21 protein-coding genes are annotated in these 25,011 nt (G+C 33.5%); all 21 read left to right on the top strand.

The annotated features are described in order from the left end of the window. Positions 1-122: 122 nt before the first annotated feature. The 21 genes from rpsB (at position 123) to dnaK (ending at position 24,947) form a co-directional block, all read left to right on the top strand. On the top strand, positions 123-914 hold the full coding sequence (rpsB, locus tag AC1RPH_RS03580) for a 30S ribosomal protein S2 (RefSeq protein ID WP_409022443.1): 792 nt from the start codon (positions 123-125) through the stop codon (positions 912-914). Between the two features lie 109 nt (positions 915-1,023). Next, complete coding sequence (gene tsf / locus AC1RPH_RS03575) at positions 1,024-1,899, top strand: translation elongation factor Ts (protein WP_481761387.1); 876 nt, start codon at positions 1,024-1,026, stop codon at positions 1,897-1,899. Positions 1,900-2,032: 133 nt separating this feature from the next. Further along, entirely contained in the window at positions 2,033-2,755 is a 723-nt protein-coding gene (gene pyrH, locus AC1RPH_RS03570) for a UMP kinase (RefSeq protein ID WP_481761386.1), read from the top strand. After that, a complete protein-coding gene (gene frr / locus AC1RPH_RS03565; protein WP_409022446.1) occupies positions 2,756-3,319 on the top strand; it encodes a ribosome recycling factor in 564 nt (187 codons plus the stop codon). It abuts the gene before it with no gap. An 86-nt stretch (positions 3,320-3,405) separates the two neighbouring features. Beyond that, on the top strand, positions 3,406-4,173 hold the full coding sequence (locus AC1RPH_RS03560; RefSeq protein WP_481761385.1) for an isoprenyl transferase: 768 nt from the start codon (positions 3,406-3,408) through the stop codon (positions 4,171-4,173). 10 nt (positions 4,174-4,183) lie between these two features. Further along, entirely contained in the window at positions 4,184-4,978 is a 795-nt protein-coding gene (locus tag AC1RPH_RS03555; protein WP_409022448.1) for a phosphatidate cytidylyltransferase, read from the top strand. Positions 4,979-5,001: 23 nt separating this feature from the next. Beyond that, positions 5,002-6,273 (top strand): RIP metalloprotease RseP, encoded by a 1,272-nt coding sequence (rseP, locus tag AC1RPH_RS03550; RefSeq protein WP_481761384.1) that lies wholly within the window; start codon positions 5,002-5,004, stop codon positions 6,271-6,273. 23 nt (positions 6,274-6,296) lie between these two features. After that, a complete protein-coding gene (locus AC1RPH_RS03545) occupies positions 6,297-8,012 on the top strand; it encodes a proline--tRNA ligase (RefSeq protein ID WP_481761383.1) in 1,716 nt (571 codons plus the stop codon). Positions 8,013-8,084: 72 nt separating this feature from the next. Further along, a complete protein-coding gene (locus tag AC1RPH_RS03540) occupies positions 8,085-12,428 on the top strand; it encodes a PolC-type DNA polymerase III (protein WP_481761382.1) in 4,344 nt (1,447 codons plus the stop codon). Positions 12,429-12,559: 131 nt separating this feature from the next. Continuing rightward, on the top strand, positions 12,560-13,033 hold the full coding sequence (gene rimP, locus AC1RPH_RS03535; RefSeq protein ID WP_409022452.1) for a ribosome maturation factor RimP: 474 nt from the start codon (positions 12,560-12,562) through the stop codon (positions 13,031-13,033). A gap of 29 nt (positions 13,034-13,062) precedes the next feature. Beyond that, positions 13,063-14,139, top strand: a complete 1,077-nt coding sequence (gene nusA / locus AC1RPH_RS03530) for a transcription termination factor NusA (protein WP_409022453.1) — start codon at positions 13,063-13,065, stop codon at positions 14,137-14,139. Positions 14,140-14,182: 43 nt separating this feature from the next. After that, positions 14,183-14,482: an RNase P modulator RnpM gene (gene rnpM, locus AC1RPH_RS03525; protein ID WP_409022454.1), complete on the top strand. Its 300-nt coding sequence runs from the start codon at positions 14,183-14,185 to the stop codon at positions 14,480-14,482. After that, positions 14,472-14,777, top strand: a complete 306-nt coding sequence (locus tag AC1RPH_RS03520) for a L7Ae/L30e/S12e/Gadd45 family ribosomal protein (protein WP_409022455.1) — start codon at positions 14,472-14,474, stop codon at positions 14,775-14,777. Before rnpM ends, AC1RPH_RS03520 begins: the two co-directional genes overlap by 11 nt. Positions 14,778-14,792: 15 nt before the next feature. After that, on the top strand, positions 14,793-17,120 hold the full coding sequence (gene infB / locus AC1RPH_RS03515) for a translation initiation factor IF-2 (protein WP_481761381.1): 2,328 nt from the start codon (positions 14,793-14,795) through the stop codon (positions 17,118-17,120). Between the two features lie 27 nt (positions 17,121-17,147). After that, positions 17,148-17,501, top strand: coding sequence for a 30S ribosome-binding factor RbfA (gene rbfA / locus AC1RPH_RS03510; protein ID WP_409022457.1), 354 nt, complete (start codon positions 17,148-17,150; stop codon positions 17,499-17,501). Between the two features lie 342 nt (positions 17,502-17,843). Further along, on the top strand, positions 17,844-19,250 hold the full coding sequence (locus tag AC1RPH_RS03505; protein WP_481761380.1) for a tetratricopeptide repeat protein: 1,407 nt from the start codon (positions 17,844-17,846) through the stop codon (positions 19,248-19,250). Between the two features lie 157 nt (positions 19,251-19,407). Further along, a complete protein-coding gene (gene truB / locus AC1RPH_RS03500) occupies positions 19,408-20,313 on the top strand; it encodes a tRNA pseudouridine(55) synthase TruB (protein ID WP_481761379.1) in 906 nt (301 codons plus the stop codon). Between the two features lie 16 nt (positions 20,314-20,329). Continuing rightward, a complete protein-coding gene (gene ribF, locus AC1RPH_RS03495) occupies positions 20,330-21,274 on the top strand; it encodes a riboflavin biosynthesis protein RibF (RefSeq protein WP_481761378.1) in 945 nt (314 codons plus the stop codon). Positions 21,275-21,428: 154 nt separating this feature from the next. Next, the gene (hrcA, locus tag AC1RPH_RS03490) at positions 21,429-22,472 is read left to right on the top strand and encodes a heat-inducible transcriptional repressor HrcA (RefSeq protein ID WP_409022460.1); all 1,044 of its coding nucleotides are present in this window, start codon (positions 21,429-21,431) and stop codon (positions 22,470-22,472) included. A gap of 17 nt (positions 22,473-22,489) precedes the next feature. Next, positions 22,490-23,086, top strand: a complete 597-nt coding sequence (gene grpE, locus AC1RPH_RS03485) for a nucleotide exchange factor GrpE (RefSeq protein ID WP_481761377.1) — start codon at positions 22,490-22,492, stop codon at positions 23,084-23,086. A gap of 25 nt (positions 23,087-23,111) precedes the next feature. Next, positions 23,112-24,947: a molecular chaperone DnaK gene (gene dnaK / locus AC1RPH_RS03480; protein WP_481761376.1), complete on the top strand. Its 1,836-nt coding sequence runs from the start codon at positions 23,112-23,114 to the stop codon at positions 24,945-24,947. Positions 24,948-25,011 lie beyond the last annotated feature (64 nt).

The following is a 25,011-nucleotide window of genomic DNA, read 5'->3' as shown; positions in this document are numbered from 1 at the left end:
TAAAGACGATGTTAAAACATCAATTCACACCTTGTGGGATGTGACTGAGGGTGCTCGGGAGAGTCTTAGCACAGTTGAACACTTGGGAGGAAAATAAAACTTTTACTCGGAGGCACTACATTATGGCTGTTATTAGTATGAAACAATTGCTCGAAGCCGGTGTTCATTTTGGACATCAAACACGTCGCTGGAACCCAAAGATGAAACCATACATCTTTACTGAAAGAAATGGTATTTATATCATTGATTTACAAAAAACAGTTAAATTAGTTGATGCTGCTTATGCATCAATGAAAAAAGCTGCTGAAGATGATGGTGTTGTTCTTTTTGTTGGTACAAAGAAACAAGCACAAGATGCTATTGAAGAAGAAGCAACTCGTGCTGGACAATACTTTGTTAACCATCGTTGGTTAGGTGGAACTTTAACTAACTGGAACACAATTCAAAAACGTATCAAACGTCTTAAAGAAATCAAAAAAATGTCAGAAGATGGCACATTTGATCTTCTTCCTAAAAAAGAAGTTTCTTTATTAATTAAACGTAGAGATCGTCTTGAAAAATTCTTGGGTGGTATTGAAGATATGCCTCGCATCCCTGATGTATTATTCATTGTTGATCCTCGTAAAGAACGTATCGCTGTTAAGGAAGCTCAAAAATTGAATATTCCTATCATCGCTATGGTTGATACAAATAGTGATCCAGATGAAATTGATGTAAAAATCCCTTCAAATGATGATGCAATTCGTGCTGTACGTTTGATTACTGCAAAAATGGCTGATGCTATTATTGAAACTAATCAAGGTAAAGAAGAAGTGAATGAAGCTTCTTTCAAAAAGGCTGACGAAAAAGTAGATTCAATCGAAGATATCGTTGAAGCTGTTGAAGGCGGAAATGATAAAAAAACTGCTGAATAGTAAATAAATTAGGCTGTCTCAAAATTAGGTACTGTAATGGCCCTTTCTTTTGAGGCAGTTTTTTTAGATATAAAATCAATTAAATTATTTAAACAAGGAGGCCATTCAAATGGCAAAAATTTCTGCTTCTCAAGTTAAAGAATTACGTGATACAACTGGTGTCGGTATGATGGACGCAAAAAAAGCACTCGTTGAAGTTGACGGTGATATGCAAAAAGCAATCGATTTCCTCCGCGAAAAAGGTATGGCAAAGGCTGCTAAAAAAAGTGACCGTGTTGCTGCTGAAGGTCTATCTGATGTTCAATTCTCTGGTAACTTTGCAGCTATTGTTGAAGTTAACGCAGAAACTGATTTCGTTGCTCAAAACGAACAATTCAAAACACTTGTTAAATTGATTGCTACTAAAATTGCTGAAGCACATCCTAAAGATGTTGAAGAAGCACTTACAATTAAAACAGACCGTGGCACAATTAATGATGATTTAATTGAAGCAACACAAGTAATTGGTGAAAAAATTTCATTACGTCGTTTTGAATTAGTAGAAAAAACTGATAATGAAAGTTTTGGATCATACTCACATATGGGTGGCTCAATTTCAACACTTGTTGTCGTTACAGATGCTGATGAATCAACTGCTAAAGATGTTGCTATGCATGTTGCTGCAATTAATCCTAAGTATGTATCTCGTGAACAAGTACCTGCTGATGAATTGGCACATGAAAAAGAAGTACTTTCTAAAGAAGCTGCTAATGAAGGCAAACCAGCAAATATCATTGAAAAAATGGTTGAGGGTCGTTTAAATAAATATCTAGCTGATATTAGCTTAGATGATCAAGATTTTGTTAAAGATCCTGACATGACAGTTGCTAAGTATGTTGCTTCTAAGGGTGGAAAAGTTAAATTATTTATCCGTTATGAAGTTGGAGAAGGTCTTGAAAAGAAAGAAAATAATTTTGTAGACGAAGTTATGGGCCAAATTAAATAATTTTCTACAATCCAAAAGTTTGTGCTTTAAGCACAAACTTTTTTTAATAAATTTATTTTGATATAAATTGAATTATTAATTATACCTAAAATATGGTAAAATAATTGTAAATAGATTGTAGGAGGAACATTGGATGTCAGATGTTAAGTATCGACGCGTTATGTTGAAGTTAAGCGGTGAAGCATTAGCCGGAGAACAAGGATTTGGTATTAATCCACCTGTAATTAGAAAAGTTGCTGAAGAATTAAAAGAAATTCAAGAAATGGGTGTTGAAGTCGCTATCGTTGTTGGTGGTGGTAATATGTGGCGTGGTGAAGCTGGAGCCGCAATGGGTATGGAACGTGCGCAGGCAGATTATATAGGGATGCTAGGAACAGTTATGAATGCACTAGCATTGCAAGATAATCTTGAGTCTGTAGGTGTCCCAACTCGAGTTCAAACAGCTATTGAAATGCGCCAAATTGCAGAACCCTATATTCGCCGTAAAGCTGTTCGTCATCTTGAAAAAGGTCGCGTTGTTATTTTTGCTGCGGGTACGGGTTCACCATATTTCTCAACAGATACAACTTCAGCGTTAAGAGCTGCAGAAATTAATGCTGATGTTATATTGATGGCAAAAAATGGCGTAGATGGTGTCTATTCTGCTGATCCTCAAAAGGATGACTCAGCAACAAAATATGAAGAATTAACACATTTAGATATAATTAATAAAAACTTACAAGTTATGGATACAACTGCAAGTACATTATCGATGGATAATGATATTCCGTTAGTCGTATTTAATTTGAACGAACCAGGAAATATAAAAAAAGTTGTTCTCGGTGAAACCATCGGAACAACCGTTAGGGGAAAATAAATGAAAATAACAGAACCTATATTAGTTGATGCTCAAGATAAAATGTCAAAAGCAGAGGTTTCACTTCAAAAAAATCTTGGTAATATTCGGGCTGGTCGAGCTAATGCTAGTTTATTGAATAATGTGACAGTAGATTATTATGGTGCACCAACGCCACTTAATCAAGTTGCACAAATTTCAGTACCAGAAGCTCGCGTACTTTTAATTACGCCATTTGATAAAAGTGCTTTGAAGGATATTGAACATGGTTTATTAGTTGCTGATTTAGGAATTAGCCCTTCGAATGATGGATCAGCAATTCGATTAGTTATTCCTCAATTAACAGAAGAACGTCGTAAGGAATTAGCTAAAGACGTTAAAGCTGAAGCAGAAAATGCTAAAGTTATTATTCGTAATATCAGACGTGATGCAGTTGATGCCTTGAAAAAATCAGAAAAAAATGGTGATTTAACCGAAGATGATTTACGAGATTTAGAAAAACAAGCTCAAGATGTGACGAATGCATCAATTAAAAATATTGATAATATTCAAGCAGATAAAGAAAAAGAAATTTTAGCAGTTTAAATAAATAGCTTTATTTTAAGACAGGCGTCGTTTTGTGCCTGTTTTTTTGCTACAATAGAACATGTAACTATTCTTGGAGGTACAATATGGCTTTTAATTTTAAAAAAAATAAAACAAATGAATTAATCCAATTGGATATGGAAAGAATTCCTAAACATGTTGCTGTTATAATGGATGGTAATGGACGTTGGGCAAAAAAAAGGCATTTACCTAGAATTGCGGGACATAAAACCGGTATGGATACTGTAAAAACAGTAACTATGGCTGCAAGTGATTTAGGGATTAAAGTTTTAACACTTTACGCATTTTCTACTGAAAATTGGAAACGGCCCGAAACAGAAGTTAATTACCTGATGAGTTTACCGGGTACTTTTTTTGATAAGTTTGTACCAGAATTAATTGAAAAGAATGTAAAAGTTAATGTTATGGGCTACATTGATCAGCTTCCAAATGAAACAAAATTAGCTGTTCAAAATGCAGTGGAAGATACTAAAGATAATACAGGGATGGTTCTTAATTTTGCATTAAATTATGGTGGGCGAGCAGAGATTGTGACGGCTATCAAAAATATTGCAACTGATACCTCTAATGGTAAACTAAGCGTTGAAGAGATAACAGATAAAACAATTGACCAGTATTTAATGACTAGTAATTTAGCACCTTATAATGATCCGGAATTACTAATCAGAACTAGTGGTGAAGAAAGAATATCTAATTTCTTATTATGGCAAATTGCTTATAGTGAATTAGTGTTTACTGATACATTATGGCCTGATTTTTCTGAAGATGCATTAAAAGATGCAATACTAAATTATCAAAAAAGAGACCGCCGTTTCGGTGGTATAAAAGAATAGGAGAATTTTTATGAGACAGCGCGTAATTACGGCAATTGTGGCTCTCTGTATTTTCATACCATTGGTTATTATTGGTGGACTACCATTGCAGATATTTGCTTTAATTTTAGGATGCATTGGTATTTCGGAAGTATTTGTAATGAAGAAAAAATTATTGATATCACCAGAGGCTACTTTTGGTATCTTAATGACAATAACTGTGATTGCACCAGATAAGTGGTTTAAATTTTTACCAGCTCACATTTCTTCTGTAAATGTATTTTATTTTCTTGTTGCACTTCTATTAATGTATATGGTTACTTCAAAAAATCGTTTTTCATTTGATGATGCTGGTGTTTTTGTCTTAAGTTCTTTATATGTCGGGATGGGATTTCATTATTTTATTGCGGCAAGAGGCAACGATTTTAACGGATTAATGACATTAGCATATATTTTAATTGTTATCTGGACAACAGATACAGGTGCTTACATGTTTGGACGTAAGTTTGGTAAAAATAAATTAGCACCACATATTAGTCCAAATAAAACATGGGAAGGTTCAATTGGTGGAACATTAATGGCTACACTGTTAGGAAGTATCTTTATTTACTTCTTCCCACAAAATCATTCTTTTCCTATAATGATTTTGATTACGTTAATCCTTTCGGTATTTGGACAATGCGGTGATTTAGTTGAGTCCGCGTTTAAACGTTTCTATGGTGTAAAAGATTCTGGACGTATTCTACCTGGACATGGTGGTATTTTAGATCGATTTGATAGTTTAATATTTGTATGGCCAATTATGCATTTATTTGGGTTAATGTAATAAATTAAAGGGGGAGGATTCACATGATTAAAACGATTATTACATTTATTATCGTTTTTGGAATTTTAGTTGTGATTCATGAATTTGGTCATTACTATTTTGCAAAACGTGCTGGAATTTTAGTTCGTGAATTTTCAATTGGTATGGGGCCAAAAATACTTTCATTCCATAGAGGTAGTACAACGTACACTTTAAGAATATTACCTCTTGGTGGATATGTTAGAATGGCGGGAATCGCTGATGATGAAGATGAAGATTTAAAACCTGGTATGCCTATGAGTTTAATACTGGATAGTAATAATAAGGTTACAAAGATTAATACGAGTAAAAAAACAACGCTGTATAATGGTATCCCAATCGAATACCTAGATAGTGATTTGCAAAAAGAACTCTGGATTACAGGATATGAAAATGGTAATGAAGAGATAGTAAAAAAATATAATGTTGATCATGATGCGTTAATAATTGAAAAAGATGGCACAGAAATTCAAATCGCTCCTGAAGATGTTCAATTTCAATCAGCTACGCTTTGGAATCGAATTTTAACGAATTTTGCTGGACCGATGAATAACTTTTTATTAGCTATTGTTGCATTTATACTACTTGCTTTTATGCAAGGTGGCGTTGCAACCAATTTGAATCAAATTGGTACAATTCAAGAGAATTCTGCGGCTCAAAGGGCGGGGTTAAAAGCAAATGATAAAATTGTAGCTGTATCTGATAAAAAGACAACAAACTGGACTGAATTAACGACAGCGATTAGCAGTCGTCCTGATAAAAAAACTGACTTAAAAGTAATAAGGAACGGTAAAACAGAATCAATCGTTATTACACCTGAATCAAGTAAAACAGACTCAACAAAGATCGGTAAAATTGGTATTACAGTTAAAATGGATCACTCATTTATCAATAAAATTACTTATGGGTTTACGCAATCATGGAGTGTCGTGGCTAGTATTGTGGCTGTATTAGTAGGGATGTTTACTAAAGGTGTCAGCTTAAATGATTTTGGTGGTCCGGTTGCAATTTATGCAGTGACTTCAAATGCAGCAAGTTATGGGTTGGCGAGTGTTGTGTCATTGCTTGCATTCTTATCAATTAACTTAGGAATTGTGAATTTATTACCAATTCCAGCTTTAGATGGTGGAAAATTAGTACTAAATATTATCGAAGGAATTCGTGGCAAACCAATTTCACCTGAAAAAGAAGGTGTTATTACATTAGTTGGATTTGCATTTTTAATGATATTGATGATATTAGTCACATGGAATGATATTCAGCGTTATTTCTTTTAAATGAAAAAGGAGAATAAAATAGTATGAAACAATCACAATTATTAATACCAACAATGAAGGAAGTTCCAAGCGATGCTGAGGTTATCAGTCATCAAATGATGTTACGAGCTGGATATATTCGACAAGTTTCAGCCGGAATGTACAGTTATTTACCATTAGCTTTCTCCGTTATTAGAAAAATTGAAACAATTATTCGCGAAGAAATGGAAGCAATTGGAGCGGTTGAAATGCTTGTACCTGCCGTTATTCCTGCTGAATTATGGGAAGAAACAGGTCGTTATGAAACCTATGGTGATACACTTTTTAAATTAAAAGATCGACATGATAGAAAATTTATTTTAGGACCAACTCATGAAGAAACATTTACTTCTTTAATTCGTGATGAAATCAAATCATATAAAAAATTACCACTGACAATGTTCCAAATACAACAAAAATATCGTGATGAAAATAGACCTCGTTTTGGTATATTAAGAGGCCGTGAATTTTTAATGAAAGATGCTTATTCATTCCATGCGGATGAAGAAAGTTTAAATGATACTTATCAAAAAATGAATCGTGCATATCAAAATATTTTTGAACGCTGTGGTCTTAATTTTAGAAGTATTATTGGTGATGCAGGTGCAATGGGCGGTAATGATTCAAAAGAATTTATGGCAATTTCTGATATTGGTGAAGATACAATCGTTTATTCTGATAAGAGCGATTATGCAGCTAATTTAGAAATGGCAAAAAGTTTGAAAACATATAAGAATTCACATGAAGCGATTAAAGATATTGAAAAAATTGAAACACCAAATATTAAAACAATTGATGAGTTGGCTAAATTTATTGATACAGCAAGTGAAAATTTAATAAAATCATTATTATTTATGGCTGATGAAAAACCAGTGATGGTTTTAATGCGCGGAAATGATATTTTGAATGAAATTAAATTAAAAAACACATTAGGCGCTGATTTTTTACGTATGGCAACTGATTCAGATGTTACTGAAGTGTTGGGTGCAGAGTTTGGTTCACTTGGACCTGTTGGTGTTACAGAAGACGTAACAATTGTTGCCGACGAAGGAATTAAGGGAATGATAAATGCGGTCGTTGGTGCAAATACGACTGGTTCTCATTTATTTAACGCAAATATTGATCGTGATTACCGAGTAGATAAATTTGTAGATTTACGTTTGGCTCAAGAAGGTGAAACTTCACCTGAAGGGGAAGGCGAATTGAAATTTACTAAGGGGATTGAAATTGGTCATATCTTCAAAATTGGAACACGATATTCTGAGGCATTGGGCGCTAATATCTTAGATGATAATGGCCGCGAAAAACCTGTGATATTAGGTTGTTATGGAATCGGCGTTAGTCGTTTACTTGCAGCCATTGCAGAGCAACAAGCTGATGAAAATGGTTTAGTATGGCCTAGAAGTATTGCACCATACGATGTTCATGTAATTCCAATTAATGCTAAAAATGATGAACAAATGGCTCTAGCTAATGAAATTGACAAAAAAATGACTGAAAATGGTTACAAAGTATTGCTTGATGATCGTAAAGAACGTGCAGGTGTTAAATTTGCTGATTCAGATTTAATTGGATTACCTGTTCGAATTACAGTTGGTAAGAAAGCTGCTGATGGTATCGTTGAAGTGAAGTTACGTAGAAATGGTGAAACGATTGAAGTAACGAAAGACGAATTAGAGAGCTCTATCTCAATTTTATTAAAAGAAGAAAATCAAAACTAGTTAAAGAAGATTGAGTTCAAAAGAAAATTTTGACTCAGTCTCTTTTTCATTTTTAGAAAAGGAGTCAATCATTTGTCGCTTAATAATAAAGAATTATTCAATAAACTATTAGAACAAATTAATTTTCAATCAAGTGACCAACAAGATAGTGAAATATTGGATTTAATTGAAATTTCAACCGTAACTGTTCATGAAAAGTCAAAACTATGGGAATTCAAGCTAGTTGCCCCTAAAATTTTGCCATTTTCATTATTTAGTGACTTAGAAAATAAAATTGCAATTACATTTAAAGATATTGCAAAAACAAAAATAACTGTTCAAGTTGAGCAACCAGAATTAACAAACCAACTTTTAGGCGATTATTGGACATGGGCAGTTAAAAATAGTGAAGCTAATTCTTCGCTAGTACAAGAACTTTTTCATGGGAACGTCCCTTATCTTGATGATAGACGAGTGATGTTAATGGCTGAAAATGAAATTGTAAAAACGTTCTTAACAGGTCAAGCATTAGGACCAATTGAAACTGCGTATCAAATGGTCGGATTTCCACAGATAAATATTAATACATTATTAGATGAATCAAAATCACAAGAAAAAATAGAAGAAATTAGACAGCGAAAAGAATCTCAAGATGCCATAATGATGCAGAAGGCAACAGAAACTATTCAGAAACAAAATGAAAAGAAAAAGACTGATTCTCAAACTGTAATTAATGGACCTGTTCAAATGGGTAAAAAGATTAGTACAAAAGAGCCTGCAAAACGGATGGTTGAAATCATTGAAGAGGAACGCTCGGTTATTATTGAGGGATATATTTTCTCTAAGGAAATCCGGACGCTTAAGTCTGAAAGACAATTAATGATCATTAAAATGACGGATTATAGTTCATCCATGACCGTAAAAAAATTCTCTCGTAATGAAGAAGACGAAGCGATGTTTGCTGCTATTCAAGAAAAAGAATGGGTCAGAGTTCGTGGTGCAGTACAAGAAGATAATTTTATGCGAGATCTAGTGGTGAATGCTTACGATATTAATCAAGTCGACCACCCAAGCCGTCAAGAAACAGCTCCAGATGATGAACGACGTGTTGAATTACATTTACACTCAAATATGAGTCAAATGGATGCCACAAATTCAATTACGGATTATGTACAGCAAGCCAGTAAATGGGGACAAAAAGCAATTGCGATTACGGATCATTCTACCTTACAAAGTTTTCCTGAGGCTCATTCTGCTGGAAAGAAAAATAATATTAAAATTTTGTACGGTGTTGAGGCTAACGTTGTTGATGATGGTATTCCAATTGCTTTTAATGATAAGGATGTAAATCTAGAAGAAGCCACTTATGTTACTTTTGATACGGAAACAACGGGTTTATCTGCTCGATTTGATAAAGTTATTGAATTAGCTGCTGTTAAAATGACAAAGGGAAATGTCATTGAAGAATTTGATGAATTTATTGATCCAGGACATCATTTATCTGAAACAACAACTAATTTAACCTCAATTACGGATGAAATGGTTCATGGATCAAAATCTGAAGAAGAAGTTTTTAAATTATTTAGAGAATTTTCAGAAGGTAGTATTCTAGTTGCCCATAATGCTAGTTTTGATATTGGCTTTATGAATACTGGATATGAACGTCATGGCATGGAACCTATGCAAAATCCAATCATTGATACGTTAACGTTAGCAAGATTTTTACATCCCGAATTAAAAGGGTTTAGATTAAATACACTTTCCAAAAAATTCAATGTTAACTTGGAACATCATCATCGCGCTATTTATGATGCTGAGACAACTGGTCTTTTGTGTAATATCTTTATTAAAGATGCTAAGGAACGATTTGAAATAACGTCACATGTTCAATTGAATGATCATATGGGTGAGCATGATGCTTACAAACAAGCACGTCCATTCCATGTTACGTTACTTGCGACAACTCAAGCCGGACTTAAAAATATGTTTAAATTAGTTTCAACTTCGATGATAGATTATTTTTATCGGATGCCCCGCATCCCTCGAAGTGAGTTAAATAAATATCGTGAAGGTATTATCGTTGGTTCAGCGTGTGACTCAGGTGAAGTATTTACAGCAATGATGCAAAAAGGGATGGAAGAGGCTAAAGAAAAGGCTAAGTTTTATGATTACTTAGAAATTCAGCCTAAAGCATTATATGAACCTCTAATCCATCAAGAATTAATTAAGGATAATCAAAATTTAGAGGAAATTTTACAAAATATGGTTGATTTAGGACACGAAATGGATAAGCCGGTTGTTGCGACTGGAGATGTTCATTATATGAACCCTGAAGATAGTATTTATCGTAAAATTCTTGTTAATTCAATGGGTGGTGCTAATCCGTTAAATCGTTCTATTTTACCTGATGCACATTTTAGAACAACGAATGAAATGTTGGAAGGATTCCAATTTTTAGGTGCGGATGTTGCTAAAGAAATCGTTGTTACAAATACGAATTTAATCGCTAATATGATTGATGATGACATTTCTCCAGTTAAAGATCGATTATATGCACCGAAAATTGATGGCTCTGAAGAAGAAATTAAACAATTAACCTATAATCGCGCTCATGAACTTTATGGAGAAGAGTTACCTGAAACTGTGGTTAAACGTCTTGATAAAGAATTGACAAGTATCATTGATAATGAATTTTCAGTTATTTATTTAATTTCACAAAAATTAGTTCATAAATCTAACAAAGATGGTTATTTAGTAGGGTCCCGTGGATCTGTTGGGTCAAGTCTTGTTGCAACAATGACTGGAATAACAGAAATTAATCCATTACCACCTCATTATCGATGCCCTAAATGTAAATATACACATTTTTATGAAAAAGGTGAATATGGGTCTGGATTTGATTTACCAGACCAAGACTGTCCCAAATGTGGTACACCATTAGATAAAGATGGACATGATATTCCATTTGAAACTTTTCTTGGATTTTATGGTGATAAAGTTCCTGATATTGATTTGAATTTTTCGGGTGATTATCAAGCAATTGCGCATAATTATACGAAAGTTTTATTTGGGGAAGATTATGTTTTCCGTGCAGGAACAATTGGTACTGTTGCAGATAAAACGGCTTATGGTTATGTTAAGGGTTATGAACGTGATACTGGAGCAACGTTTAGAAATGCGGAGATAGATCGACTTGCTAAGGGGTCAACTGGCGTTAAACGGACGACCGGTCAACATCCTGGTGGTATCTTAGTTGTCCCTAACTATATGGATGTTTATGATTTTTCACCTATCCAGTATCCAGCAGATGACTCAACTTCCGAATGGAAAACAACCCATTTTGATTTCCATTCTATCCACGATAATATCTTGAAATTAGATATTTTGGGTCATGATGATCCAACCATGATTAGAATGTTACAAGATTTATCAGGAGTTGACCCAAAAACAATCCCTACGGATGATAAGGGCGTTATGCAAATATTCCAAGGGCCTGAAGTACTTGGTGTTACTAGCGACGAAATTTTCTCAAAAACAGGTACATTAGGTATTCCGGAATTCGGAACGAGATTTGTTCGAGGGATGCTAGAAGAAACAAAACCTAAAACATTTGCTGAACTATTAAAAATTTCTGGTCTATCACATGGTACAGATGTGTGGTTGGGAAACGCTGAAGAACTTATTTCTAATGGAACAATCACGATGCCGGAAGTTATTGGCTGTCGTGATGATATCATGATGGGGCTTATTCATATGGGTATGGAAGCTGGTAGCGCTTTTAATATTATGGAAGGTGTTCGAAAAGGAAAAGGTATCTCAGATGATTATCAAACTGAGATGAAAGCAGCAAAAATTCCAGATTGGTATATCGGAGCATGTTTAAAAATCAAGTATATGTTCCCTAAGGCACATGCTGCTGCGTATATTTTGATGGCCTTACGAATTGCATACTATAAAGTTTATTTTCCAATGTTATATTACTGTGCTTATTTCAGTGTTAGAGCAGATGATTTTGATTTAGTCGCAATGTCGCATGGTAAAGAAGCAGTGAAAAAAGCAATGAAAGATATTAATGATAAAGGGATGGATGCATCAACAAAAGAGAAAAATTTGTTGACGGTCCTTGAATTAAGCAATGAAATGCTTGAACGTGGCTTCCAATTTGGGATGATTGATTTGGATAAATCAGATGATTCAAATTGGATAATTGATGGTGATAAGTTAATTGCACCATTTAGAGCTGTACCAGGTCTTGGTAATAACGTTGCTAAGCAAATTATTGCTGCTCGTGAGGAACGCCCATTTTTATCTAAAGAAGATTTAGCTAAACGTGGTAAAGTTTCTAAGTCATTAATTGAGTATATGACTGAAAATAATGTTTTAAAAGCATTACCAGATGAAAATCAACTATCTATTTTTGATGATGTCTTTTTCTAAAAAGTGAGAACATAGCAGTTTGTTGATGTTTTCAGAAAATTATGCTATATTAAAGAAAGTATTTTGATATCTTGTTTGAGTGAGCAGCGATGCTCACTCTTTTTATTGGGAAAATGTAAGGAGGGTAACGTGTGAGTACTGTTATAGAGACTGTCACAGAGCTAGTTCAACCAATTGTTGATGAACAGAATATTGAATTGGTGGACATTGAATTTGTTAAAGAAGGCCCAAGTTGGTTTTTAAGAGTTTACATTGATAAACCTGAAGGCATTAAAATTGAAGAGTGTGTTGCTGTTAGTGATATTTTAAGTGAAAAATTAGATGAGATTAATCCTGATCCAATTCCACAAGCTTATTTTTTAGAGGTTTCATCACCTGGTGCTGAAAGACCTTTGAAAAAGGAAAAAGATTATGAAAGAGCTTTGAATGAATACGTTAATATTTCACTATATGAACCTATTAATAACGCTAAAATTTTTCAAGGTACCTTAACGGAATTAACAGCTGATGAATTAACAGTTGTTTATATGGACAAAACGCGTAAGAGAACGATCGTTATTCCTCGTCAAAAAATAGCTAAGGCGCGCTTAGCTATCAAATTTTAAGTAGCTTTTTATAAAGGAGTAAATTAAAGATGAGTAAAGAACTATTAAGTGCACTTACAGTGTTAGAAGAAGAAAAAGGTATTAAAAAAGAAGTTATTATTGATGCCATTGAAGCAGCATTAGTTTCTGCATACAAGCGTCATTACAATCAAGCACAAAATGTTGAAGTAGAGTTTGATTCAAAAAAAGGTAATATTACAGTTTATGCGGTTAAAGAAGTAGTCGAAGAAGTCTTTGATTCACGTCTTGAAGTTAGTTTGCAAGATGCTTTAGAGATTAATAAAGCATATGAAGTTGGCGATTCAATTCGATTTGAAGTTACACCTAAGGATTTTGGACGAATTGCTGCACAAACTGCTAAACAAGTTATCATGCAACGTGTTCGTGAAGCTGAACGTAGTATTGTTTATGATCAATATATTCAATATGAAAATGAAATCGTTAGCGGTGAAGTAGAACGTCATGATAATCGTTATATTTATGTTAATTTAGGTAAAGTGGAAGCTGTTTTAGCTAAGATTGATCAAATTCCTGGTGAAAGTTTTAATCCACATGATCGAATTAAAGTTTATATCACAAAAGTTGAGAATGCTGCTAAAGGCCCTCAAGTTTTTGTTAGTCGTTCACATCCTGACTTGCTAAAACGATTATTTGAACAAGAAGTTCCTGAAATATATGACGGAACAGTTGAAATTGTATCAATTGCTCGTGAAGCAGGTGACCGTGCTAAGGTAGCTGTTCGTTCGAATAATCCAGATATCGATGCTGTTGGTACTTGTGTTGGTCCTAAAGGACAACGTGTACAAACTATTGTTAATGAATTAAAAGGCGAAAATATGGATATTGTTGAATGGAATGAAGATCCTGCAAAATACATTGCTAATGCTTTGAATCCTGCAGAAGTTGTCAATGTTGTCTTTAATCCAGAAAATGATCATGCTTGTACTGTAGTTGTGCCAGATCACCAATTGTCATTAGCAATTGGTAAAAAAGGTCAAAATGCACGATTAGCTGCAAAATTAACAACGTTTAAAATTGATATTAAATCTGAATCTGATATGGTTAACAGTAGTGAAGAAAAAGAAGTTTCTGAAACAAACAAATAAGCCGATTAAAACTGATCGGTAATTGATTTGGAGGCAAATTAAAGTGATTAATCGTAAAATTCCAATGCGTAAAGATATCGTTACGGGTGAAATGAAACCTAAAAAAGAACTTGTTCGTGTTGTTAAGAATAAAGAAAATGAAGTATCTTTAGATCCAACAGGTAAGAAACCAGGGCGTGGCGCATATATTTTTCTTGATGTAGATGTGGCGAAGCAGGCTCAAAAAGAAAGAACATTCAATAAAGCATTCGGTATTAAGATTGACGAATCATTTTATGAAGAACTTGTCGAATATGTTGACCATCAGGTAGCTAGACGAGAATTATTTAAAGATGAAAAATAGTCAAAAATTCTTACAAATGCTAGGCTTGACCAGACGCGCAGGTATGTTGGTGACTGGTGAAGGACTAGTATTGAATGCTGTCAGGAAGAATAAAGCTAAATTGGTTATTCTTTCTGAAGATTGTGGACAAGCGACTTTAAAAAAAGTAACAGATAAGTGCAACAGCTATAATGTTAAATTATATGTTGGATTTTCAAAAGCCAGTTTAAGTGAGGCCGTTGGACAACAGCGCACAGTGTATGCTATTACCGATAAAGGTTTTAGCAGAAGGATGTGTGACTTAATGGATATATAGAAGGAGCATGCAAATATGGGAAAAAAAAGAATTTATGAATTAGCTAAAGAGCTAGAATTAAATACTAAAGATATTATTGATTTTGCAACGACAAAAGGTTTTGATGTTAAAAATCATATGTCAACTATTGGTGATAATGAAGAACGTCAGATTCGCGATAAATTTAAAAAGGGCGCTGCTAAAGTAGTTGCTGCAAAGAAAATGGTTGAAAAAACTGTATCTAATGCAACACCGAAAAAACCAGTAGCAAAACCTGTTGCAAAGAAACCAGCACAACCTGCTAAAACAACGAATAGTAAACCTGTTGCTCAAAAATCATCGCAGGTAGCTTCAAAACCAGTAGCAAGAACAACTAACGCTGCACCAAAGACAACAAATGAAAAGCCAGCAAATCGTCCTCAAAATAGTACACAATCAAGTGCTAGAACTGCTAATAATGGTAATGCTAATCAGCAAGGACGTTCGAGATTTAATAATAATAACCGTTATGGGAATAATCCTTATAACAAACGTAACAGAAATAAGAAAAACCGTCGTTCAACGACACCAAAACCACCTGTATCACCCAGAAAAGATAAACCATTACCAGAAATCTTATATTACAATGCTGCAACTAATGTTGCTGAAATTGCTAAAAAGATTCATCGTGAACCAGCAGAAATTATTAAAAAATTATTTATGTTAGGCGTAATGGTTAACCAAAATCAAACACTCGATACAGATACAATTGAAATTTTAGCAGCAGAATATGGTATTAAATCAGAAGCTAAAATCGATGTAGATGTTGCTGATATTGATAAAATGTTTGATGCAGAAATTAAAAATGAAGATAATCTTGTTTCAAGACCACCAGTTGTTACAATCATGGGACATGTTGATCATGGTAAGACAACCTTACTTGATAAATTACGTCATACACATGTTACTGATGGTGAAGCTGGTGGTATTACACAACATATTGGTGCTTACCAAGTAAAACATGATAATAAAACAATTACATTCTTAGATACACCTGGACATGCTGCATTTACAAATATGCGTGCTCGTGGTGCCGATATTACTGATATCACTGTTTTAGTTGTTGCTGCTGATGATGGGGTTATGCCTCAAACAATTGAAGCAATTAATCATTCTAAAGCAGCCAATGTACCTATTATTGTTGCTGTTAATAAAATGGATAAGCCCGGTGCTAATCCTGCTCATGTTACAGAACAATTGGCTGAATATGAATTAATTCCTGAAAGTTGGGGTGGTGATACTATTTTCGTTGAAATTTCAGCGAAAACAGGCACAAACCTTGATGAATTATTAGAAATGATTTTACTTGAAGCCGAAGTTCTTGAATTACAAGCAAATCCAAAACAAAAGGGTATTGGATCTGTTATTGAAGCTCGTCTTGATAAAGGCCGTGGAACAGTTGCTTCATTACTTGTTCAACAAGGTACGTTAAAAGTTGGTGATCCAATTGTTGTTGGTAATAGTTTCGGACGTGTCCGTACTATGACAAATGATAAAGGCCGTCAAGTTAATAAAGCTAAACCTGCTACACCAGTAGAAATTACTGGTTTGAATGATGTTCCAGGTGCTGGCGATCGTTTCGTTGTCTTTGATGATGAAAAAACTGCTCGTGCAGCTGGTGAAGAACGTGCTAAACGTGCTTTAACAAAAGAACGTGGAAATGTTACGCATGTAACACTTGATAACTTGTTTGATTCACTTAAAGAAGGCGAATTAAAAGAAGTTGCTGTTATTATTAAAGCAGATGTTCAAGGTTCAGTTGAAGCTCTTGCAGGAAGTTTGAAGAAGATTGATGTTGAAGGTGTTCGAGTTAATATCATTCATCAAGCAGCTGGTGCAATTACTGAAAGTGATGTTACTTTGGCAGAAGCAAGTAATGCTATCATTATAGGATTTAATGTTCGTCCAACACCTCAAGCTAAACTTCAAGCACAATCTGACGAAGTTGATATTCGCTTACATCGTGTTATTTATAACGCAATTGAAGAAATTGAAACGGCTATGAAGGGAATGCTTGAACCAGTCTTTGAAGAAAAAATAACTGGACAAGTTGAAATTCGTGAAACATATAAAGTTACAAAAGTTGGAACAATTGGTGGTGCTTACGTCACTGAAGGTTACATCGAAAGAGATAGCGGCGTTCGTTTAATTCGTGATGGTATTGTTATTTATGAAGGTAAATTAGCAAGCTTGAAACGCTTTAAAGATGACGCTAAAATTGTTAAACAAGGTTTCGAATGTGGTGTCATGATTGAAAAATACAATGACATTAGAGAAGGCGACCAAATTGAAGCCTACGTTATGGAAGAAGTTCCAGTTAAATAATTCATAACAACTATAGGAGGATATAAAATGACACAACATTACCGTGTAGGTCGTTTATCACAAGAAATTCAAAAAGAAGTTAATGATATTCTTTTAAAACGAGTGAGAGATCCTCGAGTTGAAGGTGTCACAATTACGGGAGTTAATGTAACTGGTGATTTACAACAGGCGACAATTTACTATAGTATATTGTCAAATATGGCATCAGATGCACAAAAAACACAACGTGGTTTGGAAAAAGCTTCTGGATTAATTCGTGGTGAACTTGGATCAAGATTATCAATTTATAAAACACCAGAATTGGTTTTTGTAAGAGATGAGTCAGTTCAATATGGTGATAAAATTGATCAATTACTTAAAAAGATAGATTCTGAATATTAAAATAAAAATCCTGATACCGTTTGTTGCTCTATTTAAACTGTTGTTGATGGATAACTTTATGAAGGTCCTAATCCTTAGTGATTAGGCCTTTTTTTCTCCTCATCAATGGAGATATTATCTTATAATATAATCATATCTTTTATTTTTAATAGTAATCAAGTAAAATTAGTTGTAAGTATTGGTATCTCATATCTTTGATTATATGGTGTAGTTGAATACTAATTCATTTGAAGAATTATGAATTTTTCTTATACCACTATTCAACAATCATTAGATAGTGTGGTAATTTCCTTTAAAAAATTAATTTAATTTTCAAAATATATATTAGAAAGAGGTACTAATTTGAATTCAGAGCAATATAAAGAATTATTAACTTCACAGTCAAAAGAAGTATTAATTCGATTACTAACAAAATATACTGAGAATAAATACGAAATAAAGAATGATATATTAGCTGATTTGGGATTTTTGGATGAAGAAGAAGAAATAGAAGATGCAAAGGAACGAATTCGAGAAATTATTTATGAAAATAGGAAACAAGGGTATGTTTCGTGGAGAGGATACGACAATATTAGTGAAGTAGTCGATAATCTGCTCTCTATTTGTGACGTGAGATTTAGTCAAAATTATTTAAAAGCACCTATGTTAATATTATTAGATTTATTAGAACAATTAGTAAAGGTCAGTGAGTATACAGAATTAGGGTTTATGATTGAGCAAGAGAGTATACTTTCTAAAATACGGATTTATGTAGAAAAACTGTCTGTTAAAGATGGGGCAGATGAAAAGAAAAAATTAATTGTTACGAATGTTATTCGATATGCTAAAAAAAATTTTTGGAATGAATGGGCGGTGAGTGATTTTGATTTACTCAGTCTCATTCTTCCTTTGCTAAATACAAAAAATACGGATAAAGTATTGAAAATTGCCGATAAAATTAGTACAAGATTTGATGAATATACACAACAAGATAGGAAAAGTAAATATTTATTATTTAAAATTAAATTGTTCTTCCAAGTAAATAAAATTAAAGAAGCAGAAGAAATTATTAATAATAATTTAGATATTGATGATGTTAGAATGTTTAAAGTTGAGTTAGCTGTTTCAAGAAAAGACTATGAAGTTGCAGAAAAATTAGTACTAAAAAAATTAATTACAGATAATGATAAAAATATTCAATATTTACAACCTTGGTATACTCGACTAGATACTATCTATGAGGAGACAAATCAAGTTCAAAAAAGAATTGAGTATTTAAAACAGGCATTATATAAAGGCAATGATTCCGATTATAAAAAATTAAAAAAGCTTTTAGTTGATAATGGATTTTGGAAAGCTGAATACCCTGATATTCTGAAAAACATTTCTAAAACACTTGATAATTGGCAACTTGCACAGATATTAGCAGATGAAAACGAAGCTACCATTTTGCTACAATTAATTAAAAAAAATCTGAATTTATTTATGAATTATGGAAAATATATTTACCCACTATATCCCAAAGAAGCTAACATGATGTTTGAAAGCATAGTTAAAGATTTAATAGTTAAAGCTAAAAATAGAAAAGACTATCAAAATATTGGCGATTATATTTTACGGTATAATAACTTTGGAGATGAGGAAGTAGCAATATCTCTTTGTGAGGGTTTGAAAAAGAAATATAAAAATCGGCCTGCACTACAAAAAGAAATGGATAACGTTATGGAAAGAATAAAAAATTATGATGTTTATGGGAAGTTTTGTGAATAATAACGTAGCTAAAACTGTTGGTAAATAGGTATTTAGGAATGATGATAGATAGTTATCTCTTAAATAGAAATTTCAATATTTATAAAAATTAGAATCGATATCCCTTGTTTTACTGATTATGATATACTGTTAAAAGTATATTAACGGAGGTAAGACAATGGACGGAATTATTCCACTATTCAAAGAACGTGGTATGACCAGTCATGATTGTGTTTTTAAGTGTCGTGGCATTTTTCAAACCAAAAAAGTTGGTCATTCAGGTACTCTTGATCCAAATGTTGATGGTGTTCTACCGATTTGTATTGGTAAAGCGACAAAAACAGTAAACTATTTGATGAATTCTGGCAAAGTATATGCGGGTGAAATAACACTTGGTTTCTCTACAGAAACTGAAGATTTAGATGGCGAAATAATCGAAGAAAAAGAGATTATAGATCCTTTCACATCGGAAGAAATTGATGATGTTATGAACCAGATGACAGGTACAATGATTCAAATTCCACCAATGTTCTCAGCTGTTAAAGTAAACGGACGTCGCTTATATGATTACGCTCGTAAAGGTGAAACAGTGGAACGTCCAGAAAGACAAATAACGGTGACTTCATTTATTCAAACGAAAGCTACAGAATATGATTTAGAAAATAAAAGACAAAAAATTTATTTTGAAGTTGCATGTGGAAAAGGGACCTATGTTAGGACGCTAGCTGTTGATCTCGGTAAAAAATTAGGTGTACCTGCAGTTATGTCCGACCTGACTAGACTGGAAAGCGGCGGTTTTAGAATTGATAAGGCGTTTACCCTGGACCAATTAAATGAGGCTAAAGTCAATGGGACGTTAGAATCGTTGTTATATCCAATTGATACAGCGCTAACATCATTTAAAAGGTATGAATTAACAACTGAACAGTGGCTTATTGTCCAAAATGGTGGATTTTTAGCAGTTGATTCGTTTAATAATGAGCCAACAGTTTCTCTAGTTTATGAAAATAAAATTAGATGTTTATACAGATTGAATAGTGAAAAAAATCGTTATCAGTCTGAGACAATGTTTGATTTAGGATAAAGGAAGATATTGGAACATGAAAGTTATTTATTTAACTGAACCGTATAACCCTAACGAAATTAGTAATGATTCTATTTCACTTGCTATGGGTTTTTTTGACGGTGTTCATTTAGGACATCAAAAAGTAATACAAGAAGCTAAGCAAAAAGCTAACGAAAAAAATATTAAACTTGCAGTAATGACATTTGATAAGCATCCGTCAGTACAATTTCAAAAAGCACCCGAACAAAGTGTAAAATATTTAACGTCTATGGAAAAAAAAATATTATTAATGAAGCAATTAGGCGTTGATATTTTTTATATTTTAACGCTAAATAATAGTTTAGCAAAAATGGAACCACAAGATTTTGTCGATAAATATATGGTTGCATTGCATGTAAAGGTAGTAGTTGCAGGATTTGATTATACGTATGGTAAAAAAGATATCGCAAATATGGATACACTACCTTTATATGCTAATCAAAAATTTGAAATTATTACTGTGCCTGAATTAGCGACGAATCATCAAAAGATAAGTTCATCTCGAATTAGAATGGAAATTGATAACGGACATATTAGCGATGTTAATAAGTTATTGGGCTATAAATATGAAACACTTGGTAAAGTTGTTCACGGTGAAGCTAGAGGTAGAGAACTTGGCTTTCCAACATTAAATTTAGAATTCAATGAACACATTCGAATTCCGGGACCCGGAATATATGTGACTAGCGTTCAGGTTGGTGATGTCTGGTATCGTGGGATGGCATCTATTGGCTACAACGTAACGTTTGGAAAAAATCGTGAATTAACGGTCGAAATAAATTTATTTGATTTCAACGAGATGATTTATGGCCAAATTGTTACGGTTCAATGGTTAGCATATTTGAGAAGTGAAGTTAAATTTGAAGGTATTCCTGGATTAATTACGCAATTAAATAAAGATAAAAAAAATACTAATACTTATTTTGACCAACACATATAAGTATTGGTTTAATGGCTGACTAAATAGGATATATTTAGTCAGCCATTTTCTTTAAAAAAGTGAGTGCATTCCTTGACAATAATCTCAACATTTAGTATATTAATAGTTGTCTTAGCACTCCATTGTGTTAAGTGCTAAAAAGAGGTGATTGATCATGCTAACAGAAAGACAAATGTTAGTGTTAGAAGCAATTGTCAGAGTATATACAGAGGTTGGTCAACCTGTTGGTTCTAAATCGGTCGTTGATTTTTTACCAATGCATGTAAGTTCAGCAACTATCAGAAATGAAATGGTGACATTGGAAAATAATGGGTTAATTAAAAAAACACATTCTTCTTCTGGTAGAATTCCTTCATTTTTAGGTTATCGATATTATGTTGATCACATTGTTAAACCCGGCGTTGTTCCAGCAGCGGAATTAGCGAATATTCAAAATTCTCTTGGTGTTCATTTTCAAAAGATTGATGAAATATTTGCAGAATCAACTAAGATTCTTTCGGACTTAACAAATTATACAGCGATTTCTTTACGACCTGAAACAATGGAAAGTCGTCTCGAAGGTTTTCGATTAGTACCATTAGGAAATCATCGAATTATGGCTATTCTTGTGATGAGTAGTGGCGTTGTTGAGAATCAGACATTCAGTATTCCTAAATCGATTAACGGATCAGATTTAGAAGCCGTAACAAGGTTGTTGAATGACCAATTAATTGGGTTGTCATTAGCTGAAATTTCTAAGAAGTTAAGAACAAGTATCCCAGTTATGTTGGTTAATTATATGCGTAGGCCAGCTGGTATTTTAGATATTTTTGGTAATATTTTAAAGCAGGCAGCACGTGAACAAGTTTTTGTTGGCGGTAAATCTAATATATTAGATTTTGCTACCGATAGTAACGTGGATGAATTAAAATCATTATATGATTTAGTAGACACATCAAATAACAAGAATATTGGTGAATTAATTGGAATTCAAGGTAAACCTATTCAAATTAAAATTGGTGAGGAATTAACGAACCAATTACTTGATAACTATAGTCTTATATCAGCTAGTTATGATGTTAGTGACCATGGTCAAGGGGTTATCGCATTATTGGGTCCTACAAATATGCCATATTCAAAAATGATTGGTTTATTAGATGCATTTAGTGATGAGCTTGCTAAAAAATTGTTAGATTATTATCAACAATTTGATAAATAAGAAAAGGGGTGTTGTGTGTGGTTAAAGATGCCAAAGAAGATTTAGTTGAAGAAGATGTTACACAAGAGCAACATCAGTCTAGTGAAGCAACTAATCAAAATGAGAAAAAAAGTTCTGTTACTGATAAAGTAAAAGAAAAATTTAGTAAAAAGCCTTCTGATGCAGATAAATTAGTTGAGTTACAAGCTAGTTTAGACACAATGGAAGATAAATATTTACGAGCAGAAGCCGAAATGGCAAATATGAATACACGCTTTAAGAAAGAACAAGAACAACTCTTAAAGTATAGCGGGCAATCATTAGCTAAAGATGTTCTACCAGTTATCGATAATTTGGAACGAGCATTGGCAATTGAGGTTGACACTGAGAGTGGCGAACAACTTAAAAAAGGTATTGAATTAGTTTATAAAGATGCACAAAAAGCATTAACTAATAATGACGTTATAGAAATTGCAACTGATGACGTTACTTTTGATCCAAATGTTCACCAAGCAGTTCAAACAGTTCCAGCTTCTGATGATCAAAAAGCAGATACAATTGTTCAAGTCCTTCAAAAAGGATATAAATTAAAAGATAGAGTGTTACGTCCAGCAATGGTCGTTGTCGCTCAATAATAATATAAGAAGAGGTAGATAAATTATGGCAAAAATTATAGGAATTGATTTAGGAACAACTAACTCAGCTGTTGCTGTGTTAGAAGGTAAAGAAGCAAAAATTATTACAAACCCAGAAGGAAATCGTACAACACCATCTGTTGTTTCATTTAAAGATGGCGAAACTCAAGTTGGTGAAGTTGCTAAACGCCAAGCAATCACAAACCCTGATACTGTTGCATCAATTAAACGTCACATGGGAGAAGAAGGCTACAAAGTAGATATTCAAGGAAAATCATACACACCACAAGAAGTTTCTGCTATGATTTTACAATACATCAAAGAATATTCTGAAGCTTACTTAGGCGAATCAGTAACACAAGCTGTTATTACAGTTCCTGCTTACTTTAACGATTCACAACGTCAAGCTACAAAAGATGCTGGTAAAATTGCCGGTTTAGAAGTTGAACGTATTGTTAACGAACCTACTGCTGCTGCTTTAGCATATGGTCTTGAAAATACTGAAAAAGATGAAAAAATCCTTGTATTCGATTTAGGTGGTGGTACATTTGATGTTTCTATCCTTGAATTAGGTGATGGTGTCTTTGAAGTACTATCAACAAACGGTGATACTAAACTTGGTGGAGATGATTTTGATCAAAAAATCATGGACTGGTTAGTTGAGACCTTCAAAAAAGAAAATGGTATTGACTTATCAAAAGATAAAATGGCAATGCAACGTCTTAAAGATGCTGCTGAAAAAGCTAAAAAAGATGTATCTGGTGTTACTAGTGCACAAATTAGCTTACCATTTATTACAGCCGGTGCTGCTGGACCTTTACATTTAGAAGCAACATTATCACGTGCAAAATTTGATAATCTTACACAAGACTTAGTTGAACGTACACGTATTCCAGTTCAAAATGCTTTAAAAGATGCTGGATTAACAAATGCTGATATTGATCAAGTTATCTTGGTTGGTGGTTCAACACGTATTCCTGCTGTTCAAGCATTAGTTGAAAAAGAAACAGATCACAAACCTAACCAATCAGTTAACCCTGATGAAGCTGTTGCACTTGGTGCTGCAATTCAAGGTGGTGTCATTACTGGTGATGTTAAGGATGTTGTTTTACTTGATGTAACACCACTTTCATTGGGTATTGAAACAATGGGTAGCGTCTTTACTAAGTTAATTGATCGTAATACAACGATCCCAACAAGCAAGTCACAAACGTTCTCAACAGCTGCAGATAACCAACCTGCCGTTGATATCCATGTCTTACAAGGTGAACGTCCAATGGCTACTGATAATAAAACATTAGGCCGTTTCCAATTAAATGATATTCCTGCTGCACCTCGTGGAATCCCTCAAATTGAAGTTAAATTTGATATTGATAAAAATGGTATTGTTAACGTTTCTGCTAAAGATTTAGGCACAAACAAAGAACAAAAAATTACAATCAAGAGTTCAGGTGGTCTTGCAGAAGACGAAATCGAACGCATGGTTAATGAAGCTAAAGAAAACGAAGAAGCAGATAAGGCACGTAAAGAAGAAGTTGATTTGAAGAATGAAGTTGATCAATTATTATTCTCAGTTGATAAAACTTTGGAAGAATTAAAAGGTAAAGTAACTGAAGAAGAAATTAAATCTGCTGAAGATGCTCGTGATGCTTTGAAGAAAGCTCAAGAAGATAACAATGTTGAAGATATGAAAGTTAAGAAAGATGAATTGAATAAAATTGTTCAAGACTTAACTGTTAAATTGTATCAACAAGCACAAGAAGCTCAAGGTGAAGCTGGTGCTGAAGGCACGGCTAAAGACCCTAAAGATGAAACTGTCGATGGTGACTTCGAAGAAGTTAACCCTGAAGATAAGAAGTAATCTTTACTAAATTTTGAGTGTGATAGAAAGTCAAAGGCCTTTGGGACTTTGGCTTTTTATTTCA

This window comes from Dellaglioa sp. CoH-57-MRSF-16 (genome assembly GCF_056782055.1).
The sequence above is the reverse complement of the archived record's forward strand: the minus strand, read 5'-3'. Positions and strand labels throughout refer to the sequence as shown.